General features: G+C 42.2%; 17 protein-coding genes. 10 read left to right on the forward strand and 7 right to left on the reverse strand.

Annotated features, from left to right (window positions below; translation table 11 throughout):
* Window positions 1-5 precede the first annotated feature (5 nt).
* Window positions 6-584: a carbohydrate binding domain-containing protein gene (locus tag AC59IL_RS30355; protein ID WP_496556002.1), complete on the forward strand. Its 579-nt coding sequence runs from the start codon at window positions 6-8 to the stop codon at window positions 582-584.
* A 179-nt stretch (window positions 585-763) separates the two neighbouring features.
* Here AC59IL_RS30355 and AC59IL_RS30360 read toward each other — a convergent pair whose 3' ends face one another.
* Together AC59IL_RS30360 and AC59IL_RS30365 are read right to left on the reverse strand one after the other, a co-directional pair.
* Window positions 764-2,314, reverse strand: a complete 1,551-nt coding sequence (locus tag AC59IL_RS30360; RefSeq protein ID WP_496556003.1) for a T9SS type A sorting domain-containing protein — start codon at window positions 2,312-2,314, stop codon at window positions 764-766.
* Window positions 2,315-2,839: 525 nt separating this feature from the next.
* The gene (locus AC59IL_RS30365; protein ID WP_496556004.1) at window positions 2,840-4,993 is read right to left on the reverse strand and encodes a glycoside hydrolase family 44 protein; all 2,154 of its coding nucleotides are present in this window, start codon (window positions 4,991-4,993) and stop codon (window positions 2,840-2,842) included.
* An 880-nt stretch (window positions 4,994-5,873) separates the two neighbouring features.
* Here AC59IL_RS30365 and AC59IL_RS30370 point away from each other — a divergent pair.
* The gene (locus tag AC59IL_RS30370) at window positions 5,874-7,457 is read left to right on the forward strand and encodes an N-acetylmuramoyl-L-alanine amidase (RefSeq protein ID WP_496556005.1); all 1,584 of its coding nucleotides are present in this window, start codon (window positions 5,874-5,876) and stop codon (window positions 7,455-7,457) included.
* A 163-nt stretch (window positions 7,458-7,620) separates the two neighbouring features.
* A complete protein-coding gene (locus AC59IL_RS30375; protein WP_496556006.1) occupies window positions 7,621-9,315 on the forward strand; it encodes a carboxypeptidase regulatory-like domain-containing protein in 1,695 nt (564 codons plus the stop codon).
* Between the two features lie 284 nt (window positions 9,316-9,599).
* Here the strand turns inward: AC59IL_RS30375 and AC59IL_RS30380 are convergent, their stop codons facing one another.
* Window positions 9,600-10,496 carry a helix-turn-helix domain-containing protein gene (locus AC59IL_RS30380; RefSeq protein WP_496556007.1) on the reverse strand — a complete coding sequence of 299 codons (897 nt, stop codon included), beginning with the start codon at window positions 10,494-10,496 and terminating at the stop codon, window positions 9,600-9,602.
* A gap of 104 nt (window positions 10,497-10,600) precedes the next feature.
* Here AC59IL_RS30380 and AC59IL_RS30385 point away from each other — a divergent pair, with 104 nt between their 5' ends.
* The 4 genes from AC59IL_RS30385 to AC59IL_RS30400 all read left to right on the forward strand — a co-directional run bounded on the left by AC59IL_RS30385 (window position 10,601) and on the right by AC59IL_RS30400 (window position 13,229).
* Window positions 10,601-10,843, forward strand: a complete 243-nt coding sequence (locus AC59IL_RS30385; protein ID WP_496556008.1) for a hypothetical protein — start codon at window positions 10,601-10,603, stop codon at window positions 10,841-10,843.
* 88 nt (window positions 10,844-10,931) lie between these two features.
* Entirely contained in the window at window positions 10,932-11,426 is a 495-nt protein-coding gene (locus AC59IL_RS30390) for a nuclear transport factor 2 family protein (RefSeq protein ID WP_496556009.1), read from the forward strand.
* Window positions 11,427-11,443: 17 nt separating this feature from the next.
* On the forward strand, window positions 11,444-12,604 hold the full coding sequence (locus AC59IL_RS30395) for an aldo/keto reductase (RefSeq protein ID WP_496556010.1): 1,161 nt from the start codon (window positions 11,444-11,446) through the stop codon (window positions 12,602-12,604).
* Between the two features lie 16 nt (window positions 12,605-12,620).
* Window positions 12,621-13,229: a flavodoxin gene (locus AC59IL_RS30400; RefSeq protein WP_496556011.1), complete on the forward strand. Its 609-nt coding sequence runs from the start codon at window positions 12,621-12,623 to the stop codon at window positions 13,227-13,229.
* A gap of 184 nt (window positions 13,230-13,413) precedes the next feature.
* Here AC59IL_RS30400 and AC59IL_RS30405 read toward each other — a convergent pair whose 3' ends face one another.
* Window positions 13,414-13,713 carry a hypothetical protein gene (locus tag AC59IL_RS30405; protein WP_496556012.1) on the reverse strand — a complete coding sequence of 100 codons (300 nt, stop codon included), beginning with the start codon at window positions 13,711-13,713 and terminating at the stop codon, window positions 13,414-13,416.
* Between the two features lie 673 nt (window positions 13,714-14,386).
* Window positions 14,387-14,842 carry a hypothetical protein gene (locus AC59IL_RS30410; RefSeq protein WP_496556013.1) on the reverse strand — a complete coding sequence of 152 codons (456 nt, stop codon included), beginning with the start codon at window positions 14,840-14,842 and terminating at the stop codon, window positions 14,387-14,389.
* 476 nt (window positions 14,843-15,318) lie between these two features.
* On the opposite strand from AC59IL_RS30410, the gene AC59IL_RS30415 reads away from it, so the two are divergent.
* The 3 genes from AC59IL_RS30415 (at window position 15,319) to AC59IL_RS30425 (ending at window position 16,688) form a co-directional block, all read left to right on the forward strand.
* Entirely contained in the window at window positions 15,319-15,474 is a 156-nt protein-coding gene (locus AC59IL_RS30415; RefSeq protein ID WP_496556014.1) for a lmo0937 family membrane protein, read from the forward strand.
* Between the two features lie 72 nt (window positions 15,475-15,546).
* Window positions 15,547-15,768 (forward strand): hypothetical protein, encoded by a 222-nt coding sequence (locus tag AC59IL_RS30420; RefSeq protein ID WP_496556015.1) that lies wholly within the window; start codon window positions 15,547-15,549, stop codon window positions 15,766-15,768.
* 467 nt (window positions 15,769-16,235) lie between these two features.
* Entirely contained in the window at window positions 16,236-16,688 is a 453-nt protein-coding gene (locus tag AC59IL_RS30425) for a hypothetical protein (RefSeq protein ID WP_496556016.1), read from the forward strand.
* Between the two features lie 98 nt (window positions 16,689-16,786).
* On the opposite strand, the gene AC59IL_RS30430 is transcribed toward AC59IL_RS30425, so the two are convergent.
* Entirely contained in the window at window positions 16,787-17,725 is a 939-nt protein-coding gene (locus AC59IL_RS30430; RefSeq protein WP_496556017.1) for a hypothetical protein, read from the reverse strand.
* 175 nt (window positions 17,726-17,900) lie between these two features.
* Complete coding sequence (locus AC59IL_RS30435; protein WP_496556018.1) at window positions 17,901-18,071, reverse strand: hypothetical protein; 171 nt, start codon at window positions 18,069-18,071, stop codon at window positions 17,901-17,903.
* Window positions 18,072-18,232 lie beyond the last annotated feature (161 nt).

Here is an 18,232-nt window from a genome sequence, read left to right on the forward strand (position 1 = left end):
CCGGTATGAATAATAATTTAATTTACCTGTTGTTTGCCTTGCTGCTTACACACATAACAGCAAAGGCGCAAAAAAACCTTATCACCAATGGCGGTTTTGAAGATGAGCTGTACGGCTGGACGGAATACAGCGCCAAAACAACGCCCTATGTAGTAAAAGCAGGGAAGGCCTGCGCCGTTATCACTTCCATGGATACCAGTAAATGGACCGGTATGCACCAGATAATAACCCTGCCTAAAAACACGCAGTATATTTTAATAAGCGCCTGGATAAAAGCCGATAACGTGGTGCAGAGTATGCAGGCCTGGACGGGAGGCCTGTTTAATATAGAATTTTTGGATAGAAATGAGGCAAAAGTAAACGGTTCGACAACGCTTATAACCATTACCGGCGACGAATACTGGAAATATACGGAAAAGGCCATGCCGGTCCCTCCCGGTGTATCGAAGATTAAGCTCCTGTTTGCACTGGGGTATGCCACAGGAACCCTTTTCGTAGACGAGGTAAGCGTAAAAGCGATTACAGAGGAGGACTACCAGAAGCATGTTATGGCACTGAACCGGCAAACCGAATCCCGTTTTTAAAGGAGATATCCTTCCTCTGAGTTGTTCCTACGAAAAGAAGCCCCGCAGCGAAAGCTGCGGGTTTTGTTTTTTCGGCTCCCTAATGATGCGAAGTTCGAATCAGGTGGCAGATTCATTAAGGAAATCATATGGGTTAAAACAACCGCCGCTCCTTAACCGGCTTACTGAACCAGTTTTGATTATTCTTTAATAACCTTCATGGTTTGAGCATGGCCTGATGCGCAGCGGATGGTAACAAAATATATACCGATAGGCAAAGAGCTCATATCAAGACTATTTCCGGTGGCCGGGCTGTTGTAGTGATGCATTTCTTTCCCATTTGTATTGGATACGATCACCGATTGTATTGTTTCGCCATTGTTTGTTATATACAACCTGTCTTTTACGGGATTTGGAAAAATGCTGATGGGGGCATTCGCGCCCAAAGACACCAGCTTTACCGGTGAACAAACAGTATCTCCCTGCACATCGCCCCCTTTTATCCGGTAATAATTATTCCCTGCCGCAGCATTCACATCCGTAAAGCGATACGTTTTGTAAGTATTGCTATTATCTGCGGCCACCATGCTGATATTTTTCCATACCAATCCATCCCGGCTGGATTCTATATTAAAAAAGCGGCTATTCTCTTCCGTTTCCGCATCCCATTGCAATTGGGCATAAGAATCCCGGGAAGTAGCCGTAAAGTTGGTTATATTAAGCGGCAGCACTACTAAATCGGTAATTGTTGAAACGCCCAGTAGCCAGCCATCTCCTATGTGATTGCCGGCTGACCAGGAACTGTAGCCGCCGTCACCGCGAACGAAAATTTTAAAGGAAAGGGAGGTGATATTGGTGCCGGCAACCAATACCGAACCACTGGCTGCACCCGACCCGGTGGTGCCACCCGGATTGGTTGCGTTATTTAATATTTTCGTTCCGGAAGAAACGGTTAATTCGGTAGACCCCGAGAGCCTGGAAAGCGTTACCGATGGCGTTTGCAGTTCTAATTCCGTAGTAAATCCCAATCCATTGAAAGAGGCGCCCAGCCCAGTGATTTGCAGAACAGGATTGGAGACATAATTACTAAACTTAATGGTGAGGTCGGCAATATAATACCTGCCGGAGGTAGACAGACTCGCATGGTATAATCCCATAGCAGAGGTGAACAACTGAAGACCATAGTTTTTAGTAATAGCGATACCGGTGCCGGCGGTAACTGTTGAAGCAGACGTGTAATCGCCGTTGACCGACGCTGAATAGGCATTCATCAGATTATAGTAAGTGTACGGTGTTACAGCGGCAGTTGCATTGGTATTGCCTGCACCAAACATCATGGCGGTAGCCGTAGCGCTCTCCGCAACCGGAATGGTATATTGCTGGTTACTCAGGGAAAATGTAATGGTTGTTGTTGGCGTGTATGCGACAAACGTAGTACCCGTTGGGTTATTGGTGTTGTTTTGAAATGTAATAACCTGGGGTGAGATGGACGGTCCCGAGCCAGTTGGGCCCGCCCCGCTTGCAAATTCAAGCGTAGGCACCACCTGGGCAAATACATTGCCGCACATGATAACCATTGCGCCTGCCATTACCGGTAAAAAGCAAGTAGATGTCTTCCGTAAGGAATAGCTTTTACGCTGATGACTTAATGTGCTTTCAATGGTCCTGGTGGATGATTCGTATTGCAATGAGTGTATGGAACATGGCAGCTCATACTGCTGTGGATACAATTTTTTCAGAATTGTTTTCATCGGGTTGGGATTTTTGTTATGGAGTAAATCGGTTATAAAAAAATATTTTATAACCGCTTATATTCAATATTTAAAACAACGAATATTATATATGTGACCACCACATCACAGCATTTCGATTGAACTGCCTCTGTAGATTTTTGAGGGCATCTAACCCTAAGTGATATCTTTTGGTGTTTTTAGGTTGGACATTACAATATTAAGTAAAAACATTTATAAATTCTACTTATTATAACGGCATAGATCATATGCTGAATTTAAAATTTATAAAGAGGTTTGGTAATCAATTCAAATAACAATCATATCAAATAACAATTATGAGTTCAACAGCTAACATCATTTCCATACTGGTTCAAAAACACATATCCGGAATATTGAATATGCCGGATGTGCGGGGTAATACCAATAACAAAAAAGGCTGCTCTTTTCGAACAGCCTTTTTAATTTTTTGTCAGGATTAAACCTTTGTACCCATGGTGGGGCGAAGTAGACTTAAGTATTGAAGCGAAGAAGGTTACCTGTTTATTATTGTTTTATAAAGCTTAGAATTTCGCTGCCTGCATGAATATAATACTGCCCCCCGGCAAGCCCACTGACATCTATTGCAGTTGATAAAGTGCTACCCGATGATTGCAATGTCATCGTTTTCACCATGCGTCCCATTCCGTCAATTATTTGAAGCGATACTGCTCCTGTTGGCATATGCAACTGAACAGTTACCACATCTTTAACGGGGTTCGGGAAGATGGAAATAGAAGCATTTTTATCGTAGCGGATGGATAGCATTTTGCTATAGGAATAACCGCCGTTCTGGTTAATCATTTTAAGTCTGTAATAATTTATGGATGGCAGCGGTTGTACATCAATGTATGCATATTGGCCATTGGCGCCTTCACCAGTTACCTTACCAATTGTAGTAAAGGACGAGCCATCCTGGCTTCTTCCCACTTCAAAAGAAGCAACTTTCAATTCGTTGGTGGTTGTAAAATTCAGCATCACTTTATTATCGCTCTTCGATGCTGTGAAGGAGAGCAGGCTTTGAGGAAGCGGCGTTGTAGTGCCGGTGATTAACAGAGAAGTGATCGACATGGGCGCCAGTGTAACCTGCAAAGTATTGTTTTGCGGCGAAATGCCTGCAGATTGCAGGGCATTGCTGCTATGGGATACAAAGGTTTCTGTACCCACCGGTAGGTTGCTTAGCGTTAAAGTAGTTACTGGCTGATTGGCAAGAATGTAATCGGGAAAATTTACCACAACAGTCTTTGACTGGCTAAGTGATCTGTTAACCAGCGCTATTGTTACTGAATCATTATTGTTATTAACGGTTGTGTAGGCAGATACATTCTGTTCATCGCTGGAAGTAGCTTGTACATTATTACTTTTGTTATACCGGCTAAACAGGTGCAGGGTTTCCCACATGCCTACATCCCAGTTCCAGGGAGAAAAGTATTCTACTCCATGGTTCATGAACTCGCCCAACATTGAAGCATACCAAACTGCCACGGCATTCGGATTGTTTTGAAGTTGCGTGGCCGTTTCAGATACAGCGAAAGTGACTCCATTGCCGGGTCCCATGTATTGGTTCAGCCACTTCTGGCATCTGCCAAAAACATTTTCTATCTGTATTGAGTTATCCCATACTCCATTAACATTTTTTACCCCGTTGGCCTCCGGGAAAATATAAGTGCTATCAAAAAACACACGGTGATATTGAACAACATTCGAAGCCGAAGAACTGGAAGGATAGAAATGGAGATCGATCACATCTAACAATCTGATTCCCGAGCTTTGTTCTTCTTCAGCCACCCGTTTAATAAAATACTGCAGCCAGGGATACTGTTTGCCGTCGGAGCCGGTAACCGGAGAAGAGCCCCAATTAAACCATTGCCATTCATTCGGACTCACCGGCCCTGTTAACTTAATGCCAGGAAAAAGCGCCCTTGCTTTTTTTGCAACGGCAAAATATTGCTGCATGAATGTTTCTGCGCTGGGTTGTGTGGGCATCACATCGTCGTGAGTACCTGACCATATTTCCACTTCATTGTCCATATTCCAGTACCTGATCCTGGTAGAATCCAGGCCCAGACTCCCACTTCCAAACCAATGGTTCAGGATACCAGTGGTAGAATCGGGTGTCCAGTTCTCCAGGTACAGGCTGGGATCTCCATTCACCAGGGCCTGGCTGCCGCCGGCGGTATTCATAACACCGCCTCCTGCAAGATTTTGATTTACGCCCGACCACCATTGTGAATTATTATAGGCCCAATCATTGAAATTGTTGGCAGTTGTCATGGCCGCCTGGCCAATCAGTTGAAAGCCCCACATACCCTGGGCAGAAGGAATATTCTGTTGAAGGCTTTGTGCGGCATAATCCCAATTCGAGGCATACACATTATTATACCAGTCTGGATGACTGCTGATATTAAGCCTCCAATTATGTTTAGTGAGATTATTGCCTCCATTTTCGCGGAAGAAATTAACACCTGCATCTTTATACAATTGCCAGTTATTTGCTGAAACAGGGCCTCCGGGATCGTCGGAAAGAGAATTATTTCGGCCATAAATATACGGGGAAACCGCTTTCCTGTTATTAAATATAGTCACGCTAACCTGCACATTTTGAGCGTTGAGCGTTATACACAGGCAAAGCAACAAACTTGCTGAGATATATTGTTTCATAGTTTTGGTATGGGAGGATTACAAATAGTAAACCGTACGGATAGCGTTTAGGATGTGAATAGTAACAAGTAAAGTGCCAAAATAACAACCAGGGGCGCTAGGCACAATTGTATAAAGCAGATATGTATTACAAAAGAAGCGATTCAGGGATATCGACATAGAAGACGGGGCAAAAGCAAAATCTGCCCAATGCGTTTTTTTGCGGCTGTACCTCTTGACCGAAATTGATATAAAATATTTAGAAATTGATTTTGACTGCCAGGTACTATCATGCACAACCGCTTTCACATGTAGACTATTCTGATGCACGAAATGTTAGTATAGAAGCGATTACTTTTCTACATGTGTATAACTCCGTTACCGAATCCTGCAAGCAGTTATAAAATACCCACATAAGTTTCATGATCATTATTGAGCTTTCAAAAAAATTACCTAATTATGTACAACATATCTGCTTTTAAAACCTTATCACATGAAAAATAACTGTACATTATTCACTTTACCACTATTAGCAATTGGACATTCTGATACCAACTTAGTTGATGAAGCCCTTTGGCATCAATTTAAAAGCAATCTTACCAACATGATTGCTTATTCCCCTTTCATCAATAATACATCGAAGCTTACAACATGGCATGAGTAGCTATGTACCTGCAGTGCGATAATATTGCCTGAAGCAGCACTTCGCTTAGCCCCCAGCCCTTTATCGATCTAAAGCCAACGCTTTGGAATAGCCCTTATTTAATTTTTTACCAACGTCAGATGAACTCCGGATTTCTCTGATAGGTATACTTATGTGTCTACAGTAATGCGCATACTGTAGGCAAGAGGGATCTTTTTTTCTGGAAAACACCCATTGCTAACCATTTAAAACAGTATCATGATGATTACCCGACGATTACTTTTTGGTTTATTTTCGCTTGTACTGGGCCTGCAATTAAGCGCCCAACAGCCTGAACAGGATTTCGGCAGCTATTTTGCCGAGGCCTATCGCCTGTATCCCAACATTCCTAAAGGTGTGCTGGAAGCCGCTGCTTATTCGGCTTCGCACATGAACAACCTGAGCCCTCAAACAGATGGTGATGGTGATGAGGTAGGCATGCCGCAACGCTTTGGCCTTTTTGGTTTAATTGAAGATGGCAAAGGTTATTTTAAAAACAACCTTACTGCAGTTTGTTCGTTGAGCGGTATTTCGCCCGAACGATTTAAAAAAGATGTGCATCTGCAAATTTTGGCAGTAGCAAAATTCCTCAGCAGGGAAGCGGGCATAAAAGACCTGACAGCCAACGGCACTCCGGAAAATTTTTCGGTAGCGCTGGATAAGCTGTCTGAAATTCCCGACGACGGCAGCGCTATTAACAGATATGCACATTCGCTGTATACTTTTGATGTCTACAATCACCTGCAGCAAGGTTTTTCATCGCCCGGGATAAAACAGTCGGCACGCAGTGTGCAGTTCGGGAAAATTTATCCTGCAAAAACGCTGCGTTTATTACGCACGCCCGGTGTGCAGGTAAATGTTGATCAGGGTCGTATATCTGCCGATGACGCAACTGCCGAAAGCAGCGCCATCAGCGATGAAGCAGCGGTGCAAGGCCCCGATTATCCATCTGCTAAGTGGGACCAGGCCAGCACCAGCAACTTTACCGTAGGCCGTGGGGGAGCTGCCATAACCAATGTGGTTGTACATACTACTGAGGGAAGTTATGCGGGCACCATCTCGTGGTTTAATAATCCCAGCGCCAAAGTATCGGCTCATTATGTGATCCGTTCATCTGATGGACAGGTTACCCAAATGGTGCGGGAAAAAGACAAAGCATGGCATGTATTAAACCATAATGGCTACACCATCGGTATTGAGCACGAAGGTTATGTAGCACAAGGCAACACCTGGTATACCACTGCCATGTACAAAAGCTCGGCTGCCCTGGTACGTGATATATGCAGAGGCAGGAATATTGACGGCAAAAAATGCTTTCGAGGACCCGCAACTTCGGGTACCAATCCTCAGCCCGTAACCGTGCGCATCAAAGGTCACCAGCATTACAGCGGAAATACGCATACTGATCCCGGTAAATACTGGAACTGGACAAAATATGCCAACCTGATCAGTCCGCCTTCAATTGCTGCGGCTATTACAGAAGACGCAGATGATAATGTTATTGCCAATTCAGATCCTTCTGGTTCATCCAAAGCCGATGGCGACCTGAAGGTAATTCCTAACCCGGTAACCGGAAGCTCAGTTACTATTGAATACACGCTGCATGATGCATCGCAGCCAGCCAGCATTGTAATCGCCAACAACTATGGCAATGTAACGCAGCAACGTTCGGTGGTTCTGCAACAAGGTATCAACCGCCTCACCATACCTGTCAGCAGCTTAAAAGCCGGCTTGTACAATGTGACCATTCGCCTCAGCACAACCGGCAAAACGGAAAGCCGACAGCTGATTGTTGTTAAGTAGTGAATGATAGATGGTGAATAAGAAAAAAAGTTCTTTTAATGAAGATGGATCAGGCAGGCTGAGAGTGATAAGAAAAAAGAAGATAAAGAGACGGTTCATTTTTGATCTCTTAGCCTTCCCTGATTTGTCTTTGCTTCCTTGTTAAAAATTAAAATTCTACGCTATGAGCAGAACGCGGTTACTATTGTTTGCATTACTGTTGTTGCTGTTTGGCAGTTCACAGGCACAGCAACCAACAGCTTCGGACGCAGGCAGCAGCACCAATATTACATTTATAGTTAGAAATGAAAGTACCGGCTTTGCAGTACCCGGCGCCAATGTACGGGTAACAGCCCCCAATGGAAAAACCAGTACATTAACTACTGCTGCAAACGGCAAACTGATATTTACAGCAGTAAATGGGAAGTATACGTTTGCCATTACCGCAAGCGGATATGATCCTATAGAAACATACTTCGCCTCAGGTGAAGAAACGAACATTGAAGCGAATATTAACCTTGACCCGGCGGGTAACAATGCGCCCCTGATTTCGGAACAACTACTTCGCGCCAACACAAATCAAAGCATCATCAGCGGCTATGTAAGAGATGCAGAGGTCAACACACCATTGGCTGGTGTACAAGTGAGCGCTGGGGGTAAAACGGCCATTACCGATAAGAAAGGTTTTTTTAGTATTCAGTTATCTGCTGCAGCAACTATTGCTGAAGGTACCATTCCTGAAAAAGCAACGATCCGCTTTACCAAAGCCGGATATGCACCGCATAGTATTCAGAACTTTTATCTGATCCCGGATACGTATACCCTGAAAGTAGCTATGTCGCCTGCAAACAATGCCCGTGCGCAACAAGTAACAGAAGAAACAGAAACCCGGGAGCATGGCTTGTTCGACAGAAAAGAAACAGACGATCAACTGAGGTATAACGAAACAGCAGTACCACAGGCAAGAGTTGAAGGCATCATGGCGGTTACTGTACCCACAAGCATCCGGGTGGGCACCCATTGCAATTGCACCAGCTGCAGTTCTGTACAGGTAATGAGCCTTGAGAAATATGTTCAAACAGGTTTGAATGATGAATGGATAGCAAGTTGGGGAGCTGCATCCCTGCGGGCGGGCGCGGTAGCATACCGTACCTATGGAGCATATTATGTAAAGCACCCGGTTAAAAGCAACTTTGATATTGCTGCCACTACCTGTAACCAGGTGTGGGACAGTGATGGATCATCCAGCTGCACCAGTGCAGCCAATGCTACGGCCAAAGTGGTTTTGATAAAAAGCGGCGTTATTTACCGTGCAGAATATTCAGCCGAAAATAACAACGCCGGTTGCGGTAACGGTTATAGCGGAACACGCTCTACCTGGCCATGCATCAAAGACGAGCGTTGCGCCGGCAGAACAACCAATGGTCATGGCCGTGGTATGTGCCAGTGGGGTTCCAGCTTTTGGGCCAGAGATAAAACCTATACATGGATATTGAATCACTACTACAACCCCGGCGGTGTATCTATTCAAACGCCTGCTTCGGTTGCAACCACAACTGAATTTGACGAAAAAGAAGAAAGTACCGATGGGAATGATCGTATGCCCGATGCCGATAAGGCATTGAAAGTAACCCCCAACCCTGCCAGCGGAAGCTCGGTTATTATTGAATATACGCTGGATGATGTATCGCAACCAGCCAGCATTGTGATAACCAGCAACTATGGCAATGTGGTGCAGCAACGTTCAGTGGTATTGCAGCAAGGCCTCAACCGCCTTACCATGCCTGCGAGTGGTTTAAAAGCCGGGATTTACAATATAACCATTCGTCTCAGCGCAACCGGCAAATCGAAAAGCAAAAAGCTGATTATTGTTAAATAGGCTAAGCTTATAATAGAGTAAAGTAGTCCCAATGAGGACGAAAAAAAAGGAAAGCTCCGAATTTTCGGAGCTTTCCTATATGGAGATATGCCAATTCAAAAGTTATGAGAAACTTTAAAACCGACATCGTAATTCTTAAATCTGACGATTCCGTTTTTTTGCCAGATGGTAAATTATTCAGGCCAGGATGCGGATCAAGTCAAAATCCCGGGGGATTGTAACCTACAGCCCACAAAAATGATGAGGTAATCATTGAAAATTCTTTTGCCCGAAGAGTTTATATATCAATTGTGTAACCGATATTCATTAGGCGAACACCCGACCCGTTGTTTGAATAACCGGGTAAAATGCTGGGGATACTTAAATCCCAATTCATAGGCAATTTGGCTGACTGATTTACTTTGGTCAAATATTTTTTCTTTCGCCAAATCAATCACTTTAGTCTGTATGTATTCCTGCGCTGTTTTTCCTGTTTCTTTTTTTATCAGGTCACCAAAATAGCTTGCTGATAAATTTAATTCACTGGCACAATAAGCCACGGAAGGCAACCCAATCGACTGTGGTTTGTCGGTTTGATAATACTCGTTCAACAAACTTTCAAACCTTTCTAAAATTCCTTTGTGCACATTATCACGGGTAATAAACTGGCGGTCATAAAAACGGACGCAATAGTTTAGAAACAGCTCAATGTTATCTACAATAAGCTTTTTACTGTGCTTATCAATGGCATGTTCCAATTCGTATTCAATCTTTGAAAAACAATCCAGTACGATCCTCCTCTCACGTTCAGACAGGTGAAGTGCTTCATTTGACTGATAGCCGAAGAAAGTATAGTCCTGGATGTGCTGCCCAAGCGAAGTGCCATGAATTAAGTCAGGATGAAAGATCAATGCATAACCTTTCGGTTGATATGTTTCGCCATTGCTATTCATGCCTGCTACCTGACCAGGTGCAAGAAAGACTAATGTTCCTTCCTGGTAGTCATACGTATGCCGGCCGTACACCAGGTCACCGCATTTCACATCTTTCAAAAAGATGGTGTAAAAGCCAAAATACATTCGTGAACCCTGCCGGGGACTTGCTTTAGAGAGGTCAACTACACTCACCAGCGGGTGAAGTGTTTCATTATTATTGAATGCGTTGTAATCATTGATTGTTTCGAACCGTCGCAGGTTATCCATATCACTTCGTTTTATCAAATCAAAGTTACCTTTTTATTCATCTCTTAATCGATTGCCAATCCCAAATCAGCAATATTGGTAGATAAATCCGTAATCCATATACCATGCAAGCTAAAAAAGGTAAAGACCTTTGCACTACAAAACGAAAAACAATGGAAAAAGTAAAGCTGAATAACGGAATTGAGATGCCCATCCTTGGGTTCGGCGTTTTTCAGGTAACAGACCTGGCAGAATGTGAACGAGGTGTATTAGATGCGATTGCGACAGGTTATCGCTTAATTGATACCGCTGCTTCTTACGGGAACGAAGAGGCCGTTGGAAGAGAGCAACAACACCTCTTTGCGTAAGCCAACGAAGAATAACCTGTGCAACTGACTTGTTGTACTTTTTGGCAACTGAATGTTTAATCTCATAAAACCTTAAAGATGTAAAATCATGAAAAAAGTAATGATCGGAATATTTTTATGCATCGCTTGTGTGCAGCTATCACATGCTCAGGCTAAACTACCAGGTTCAACAACAACGAGCATTACAAAAGAGGAGCAGGAAATTCTTCAACTGTCGAAAGACAAGTGGCGCTGGATGGCTAACAAGAGTGTAGATTCCCTGGGCGATTTATTCTATGAAACATCTGTGTTCGTTCACATGGGCGGAAGCTGGGGAAAAGATCAGGAGTTAAACGTTATTAAAACTGGTGGGATTTGGTATAAGAAAGCCGAAGTCTACGCAGCTTCAGTGAACATTTTTGGTAACACTGCCATACTCTTAAATGACATCGACTTGCAGGCAGTAGTTGGTGGAAACGAAGTTACCAACCCTTTTATGGTGACAGAAGTATACATTAAAGAACACGGCAAATGGAAGATGGGTTCACTCACTTTCTCACATCTGCTTAGGCCAGTTAAAATGAATAACACTAATAATAATTAACGCTAATAGGTAACCATATGAATCGTCGTAAGCTTTTTAAAACAGGATTGGCATTAGCCGGGGGCTCAGTATTAACTTCTGTTATAAATGCGCAAGACACAAAGCAGGAAAAGGATAAGAGCAATTTACAAAAGCAAAATACTCAAAATGCATCTAAAGATACTTCTCCCGGACGCCGTAAGCTTGGTACACTCGAAGTCTCCGGCATTGGACTTGGCGTGCAGAATATGAGCCGTACCTATCAAACAACGATACCTACCCGATCTGAAATGCATAACATCATCCGGACAGCTTATGACCATGGTGTTACCTTATTCGATACGGCAGAAGCCTACGGGCCCTTTGAAAGTGAGCGAATCCTCGGTGAAGCGCTTGTGCCTATTCGAAATAAAGTTGTTATTGAAACGAAGTTTGGCTGGAACATCGACCAGGAAACCGGAAGGAACCTGCCGGGTCTCAACAGCCGTCCCGAACACATCAAACTCGTTGTGGAAAATATGCTGAAGCGCCTTCGGACAGATCGCATTGACCTGTTGTACCAACACCGTGTTGACCCGAATGTACCTATTGAAGATGTTGTTGGAGCAATCAAAGATCTTATTATCCAAGGGAAAGTGTTGCACTATGGACTTTCAGAACCCGGACCACAAACCGTAAGACGGGCACATGCCATTCATCCAGTTACGGCTATTCAGAACGAATATTCCCTTTTATGGCGTGGACCGGAAAATGTAATCATTCCACTCTGTCGGGAACTTGGTATCGGCTTCGTTCCATGGAGCCCGCTTGGTGTGGGTATTCTGACCGGAGCCATTGACGCAAATACACGCTTCGCTCCCGGCGACATTCGCGGCATGGAGTCTCGGTTTTCGCCAGAGAATCTACCTAAGAATTTGGCACTTGTGGATTTGGTAAAAAGGTGGGCTGTACAGAAAAAAGCAACTCCCGCTCAAATATCGCTGGCATGGCTTATGGCTCAACAACCGTGGATTGTGCCCATCCCTGGCACAACACAAATGGCGCACATGCTGGAAAATATTGGTGCTAATGATGTACGCTTTACTGCTGATGAATTAAAACAATTCAATATGGAATTGGCCGGTATCAAAATCGAAGGAGCCCGTTTGCCACAATTTATTGAAGCTTTCTCCGGTGTAGAAGCGCCACCAAAGAAATAACGAATGAATTACTAAAATGAAAAGCACATTTGTTCTCGCTATAGTTATTGGTTTTTGTTTTACTTCAGGTTGTACCAATGCCCAATCTATGTCGTCTAAAAATATTTTGATTGTGTATTTGTCCCGGACAAACAACACAAAGGCAATAGCGGAAATTATTCTCAAGAATGTAGGTGGAACGTTGGTAGCTCTTGAATTAGAAAAGCCATATCCCGACAATTACCAGGCTATTGTACAACAGGTAGTGAAGGAAAATGAAACAGGCTATCTGCCGCCATTAAAGACAAAAATAGATAGCATTGGAAAGTATGACATTGTATTTATTGGCTTCCCAACCTGGGATATGAAGATGCCGCCACCAATGAAGAGCTTTTTACATCAATATAACCTCAGTGGAAAAACGGTAATTCCTTTTAATACGAATGCAGGTTATGGTGTAGGGAGTGGTTTCCAAACAGTAAAAGAATTATGTTCTGATTGTAAGATTCTGCAGGGCTTTGAAATAAAAGGCGGAGTGGAAAGAGACGGCGTATATCTTGCTATTAAAGGCGAAAAAAGAAAAGAGGCAGAAACGAAAGTGAAGAAATGGCTACAAAAAATCAAACTAATTCAGGAAGCTCCATAAAAATTTGGTAAAGAGTATAACATGCAACAAATGTTTACTAAAATCAACGGAGGGAGAGTATAATAAATAAGGCTTTTTGGGGTATTCCAATGGTTTTACTGTTTGCTGCCGGTTGGAAAAAACCGCCCCCAATTTAATTGAAGACGGCTTCCCGTTGTCTCAATTAGTTTACCCGAATATCAAACTATTCTTTGCTTCGTAATTTTTTCTTGCTAATAGGCACCTTATGTCCTTTTTTATCGATCCAATAGTATTTTGAATGCTTATCAATATAAATGGTTTCACCATTCGGGCCTTCCTTATCCGTATAAATTTTGTCGGTAATAGCATTTTTACCTTTTGAAGCCAATTCGGCTGTTTTATTGCCCGTTTTCACAGCACCGGTTTTAACATCGGTTGCTACTTTTTTGGCAGTACTCTGTGCATTGGCTGAAGAAAATATAGCCAGCAACGCCACAATTGAAATACCTATAAACTTTTTCATAATTGATGTTTGAGATGTTGCAACGATTATTGCATTTGATCAATTTTTCTATTCCGTATACAACACGATACAAAACTGCGTCTATTATCCCGGGTAGCAATTATATAATTTGATAAATAAGTTATATCATTCACACATTTACAGGCATCCGATTTTTTAAGTGTAGCTTACAGTAATGTATACATGTGTGAATCATATAATTCTTTGCTGCACATATGTAACAAGTATCAATAGAAAAGTGCTCACCTTTATACCGGCGCTTAACAAATTATGGATATGACAGTTTATTACTACTTTTTCTCATTAATAACGCTATCAATCATTTTTCTTATAATTCGTTCTTTGTTTTTACGGAAAAGGAATATTTCCGTTGAATTATTTGTTAAGGCGTTAAGGAATGAAAATAGCGGGCATTATGAAGAAGCGGTAATTACTTATGAAAGCGCTCTGAATGAAGTTAAGAAAATCAGGTTTCACAATAACTTTAAAAATAAAATTATTGAAAAACTTAAAGTATTGCATACTTTGATCGAATACCAAAATAATCGTCGTTTTATCAGGTGATTTAATTTGTAGTAATCGCTCGTTTGAGTTTTGTAGTGTGAATTATATAACATTATAACAGGATTGTATAATGCTTGCGGTATACAATAATATTACACGTAAAGCCATACTATTGCCGACTCGTGTCGGTCGTTGCGCGATTAGCTCTTCCATTTTGTATGTACTTATTCAATTTGGCTTGATTATCAGCTATCCTGTTTTTTAGATCCCGGATATCTTTATTCAAATTATCCAGTCTGTTTGATTCTCTCCTGGCATTCCTGGAATCGCTTTTGGCATCACCGGCTTTATTATTGGCTTTTCTGGCTAATTTCTTATTCGCTGGATTATCGCTTAATTTATCTGCTGCGGCTGAATTTTCATTCGCCGATTTCTGTGCCTGCTCTGCAGCGTCTTGTTTGTTTTTTGTTTTTTGGTCAAGCTGATTTTGTAGTTTGCCCAGCTTCAATTGATCCGCGCTAATCTTCGATACTAAGGAAAGAGAATCTGTATTGACCTTTTGCGCAGATACAGGCATACAAAAAAACAACAAACCAATCGAGGTTAATAACAATACTTTTTGCATAATGCACTTTTTTTAATGTTCAATTAAAATTTTTGAGATGATAGTTATCACTCAAAGCACAAACCATGACATTTTATAACTTAACCGATTGGATTAGAACTTTGCGGAGAATAGAAAAAGAAGAGGGCTAATTAAGATTCCCTGTATTGTCAATCTTACTTACATTCTGGGAAAATTTAAGCAAAGATACTTAAAAGCTATTTGATTTAACATAGTAAGCTTACATGTGTGAATGATGTAATCTTATTCTTTAATTATGTAACAATTATCATCCAAAACAGGTTCACCTTTATACGATAGGTTTTTATTAACGGTGGTTTTTTCCAAACTTAAGATTAGAGATGAGATCATAATCAACAGAAAGAATAATCACAGACCAACGAAAAGATGATCATCGTCATAACAATTGAGAATATAATCAGGATCGTCTGACCTATCTACTGACGATTCTTTAATTAAATAATAAAAATAATTTTATGGGGAATTTACTCTATATCGTTGCTTTCATCTTCGTTATTGGATGGCTCGTCGGGTTTCTTGGATTTCATGCCGGGGGCGCCTTTCACTTGCTGCTTGTTGTTGCAATTGTTGCCACACTACTAAGTATTATGCAGGAGAAAACAGCCCTTTAGATGTTAACTAAAAAATGAAGATTATAAATAAGGAAGCCTTTGTACGAGTAAATGCCGCAAATCCCCTTCCCGATGCCGGAAATGGTCGAGGCTGCCCGGAAACAGGGTGCCACCGACCGGGAGTTGCATGTTACGGTTCTCATACCGGCTCTGTTCAGCCTCTATAATCGTTATGTGGATGGTCTCGCCAGCGTCACTCCCGATGAACCGGCGTTCTATGATCGGCTTGGCAGCATCCTGCAGAAAAAGGGCTATCTGCCATCCGAGAACAGATATGCAGGGCTTGTTCAATAGGTCTATAAGCTGGTCATAATCGAGCATAATCTTAACTCCGATCCTGTCGAAATATCGAAACGACATATTTAGTGTATCTGATGCTGTATTGGTCAGGCGTTATGATGTACAATTTATAATGGGAATAACACTTTAAATATCGTTTGGGGCTGTTTCTTTACTTTGGCGGAGGATTCTTTCAATGCGTTTGTCGGGTATAAGGTATGGGATATTTACCCGGCTTTTCTTCGGGTGCAGGCGTGATCCCGATCGAGGGAACGGGCCAGGGCAACACTCCTTTGAAGAAAATAGTATGAGTCAGAAAATTTAAGGTCCGGCTGAACGTTTATTATCATAATTAGACAAATATAACGCTATGATTCAAACAAAAACAGACGCTGCAATAAGAGGGATATCCTTAGTCAGGCGAGTTGGTTCATTGATCACCTTTTTTGTACTAACGGCAATAATAGTGTTTGTAACATATAGTGATATCAGGAATAGGTTCCAGGCTTTCGGAATTGAAAGATATTTATGCAAAGGGAGAATCAAAAACTATTAACAATGAAGTTGAATATAAGACGCAGAGAATAAATTACAAAACTAAAATTACGTTTAATTATAAGTTCATTGTAAATGATAAAACATATAAAAACGAGTACGTCTTGCATTCCAACCTGACACAGGACCCTGCTGTTTTAACAAAAATATTTACTGTACACTATTTGAAAAATGATCCTGATAAGAATAGTTTAAATATTGAAGCTGAGATCAGGGATGCAGAGAAAGAGAAATCTTCTATTATCTGGCTCATTATAAAATGTATAGGAGTAGTTATCCTTTCACTATTTTTCCTGATGCAAATATTTGCACTTATTACTGAGGCAAAAAATGTAAACAAACCAATTGTAATACCGGCTTATCTAAAAAAGAAAGAATGATGCTGAAATGTTATCTTTTGTAGCGCATCGGGTAGTCATGGTAGAGTGCATCTGGGGCATTCAAAATGGATCAAGTGAAAATCCCGGGGGATTGTAACCTACAGCCCACAAAAATGATGAGGTAATCTTTGAAAATTCTTTTGCCCGAAGAGTTTATGTATCATTAAATGAAACGACACTGGTTGTTCCGCGCGCGGTAAGGAAGTTATTCTAAAGGCCATTATTGACGGTGCATACATGCGTTTATGGGCCGTGGGAATGAAATAGTATTGCCCATGGGGATGACGTAGCGTAGCGGCCTTCTTTGTAATTGTTCGTTGTCCACCAATGACAGTAGCTTCTTCACATCGATCAGCAGGTAGCGTTGGCAGCAATTCTGCTAAAATAGCTTCCTCGCTTATTTGATTCTTCAATAACTTCAGGGCCAACCCGGTCAAATATTGATAGTCACAACGGCGCTTGTATTGGCGTGGTAACCGGGCGTATAATTTCGAAGCTATTTTTGATGCCCTGCCCATGAGGCCGGCATAATACAAAGTCTGTCGCCTGCGGGCTTTTCGCCGGTTGCTCTTAATGGTTTTATGCTTCCAGTATTCGCTGTTTTGTTTTCGATACGCCCGCTTAGGCTTAACTGGCAACAGGGCATTGATAGTATCTTCAGATTGATTGGAGCAGTTAATGGACGCTTCCTGTTGTTTGCTGACCACTATAGTTACATAGCGTTGCAACAATTCCTCGTGTATTTCCTGTTGCTTTTTACCTTTTTTCAATAGGGTAAACGCCTCCCCGGTAAAAGACCGGTACATCCACGATTGCCGCCAATAAACAGGTAAGGCATTGTACACCAATGACCCGATTTTCGATGCCTGGCCCATCAGCACGGCATAGTGGCGGGTGTTTTTAAAACAAGGCGCATACAGCACTTTCCTGCGGGTCAGACTGCTTTTTTTACGCACGAAGTTCCTGCCTTCCATAACATAGAAGGTAAGGTTGTGCATGGTTCCTTTAACAATAAATGGAGCAAAAGCTTCGGCCATGTAATAAAGGTACCAACTATATTAAAACGTCAGATGCCGGCACTATGATTTTGACTTTTTTCAATATTCAGTCGTATTGCGATAGAAAGTGTGCAACCAGTATACGACAGCCACTGAACAAACTTAATGCGTTGCAGGTACAGGAACTGACGCTTAGCCTTTCGACAGCTAATATTTATTCTACTGGTTTCAGCTGGTTATGCATGGGCTTTTCTACAGGCTGCTCACTACTATACATGTACCGTACATGCGCCGTTGCAAAACCGTAGCATAGGTATAGTACATCGGTAGTTGAACGCCGCCAACTCCATGGATGCGCCCACGATACAGAATACTTAAAGCGCATTTTCTAAATGTGGGTGTTGCGCGACCTTACTGTACTGCCCCATGTTGCCTTCTCGTTCCATTAAGTTTATTCTTTAGATCAGGAAGCTAGTGAGTGCTCAGCTCATTATGGGAACATCGGCTAACAAATGCCTGTTTGCATGCCGGTTTTTTAGTACTATC

It is taken from the genome of Niastella sp. sgz303648, assembly GCF_059587045.1.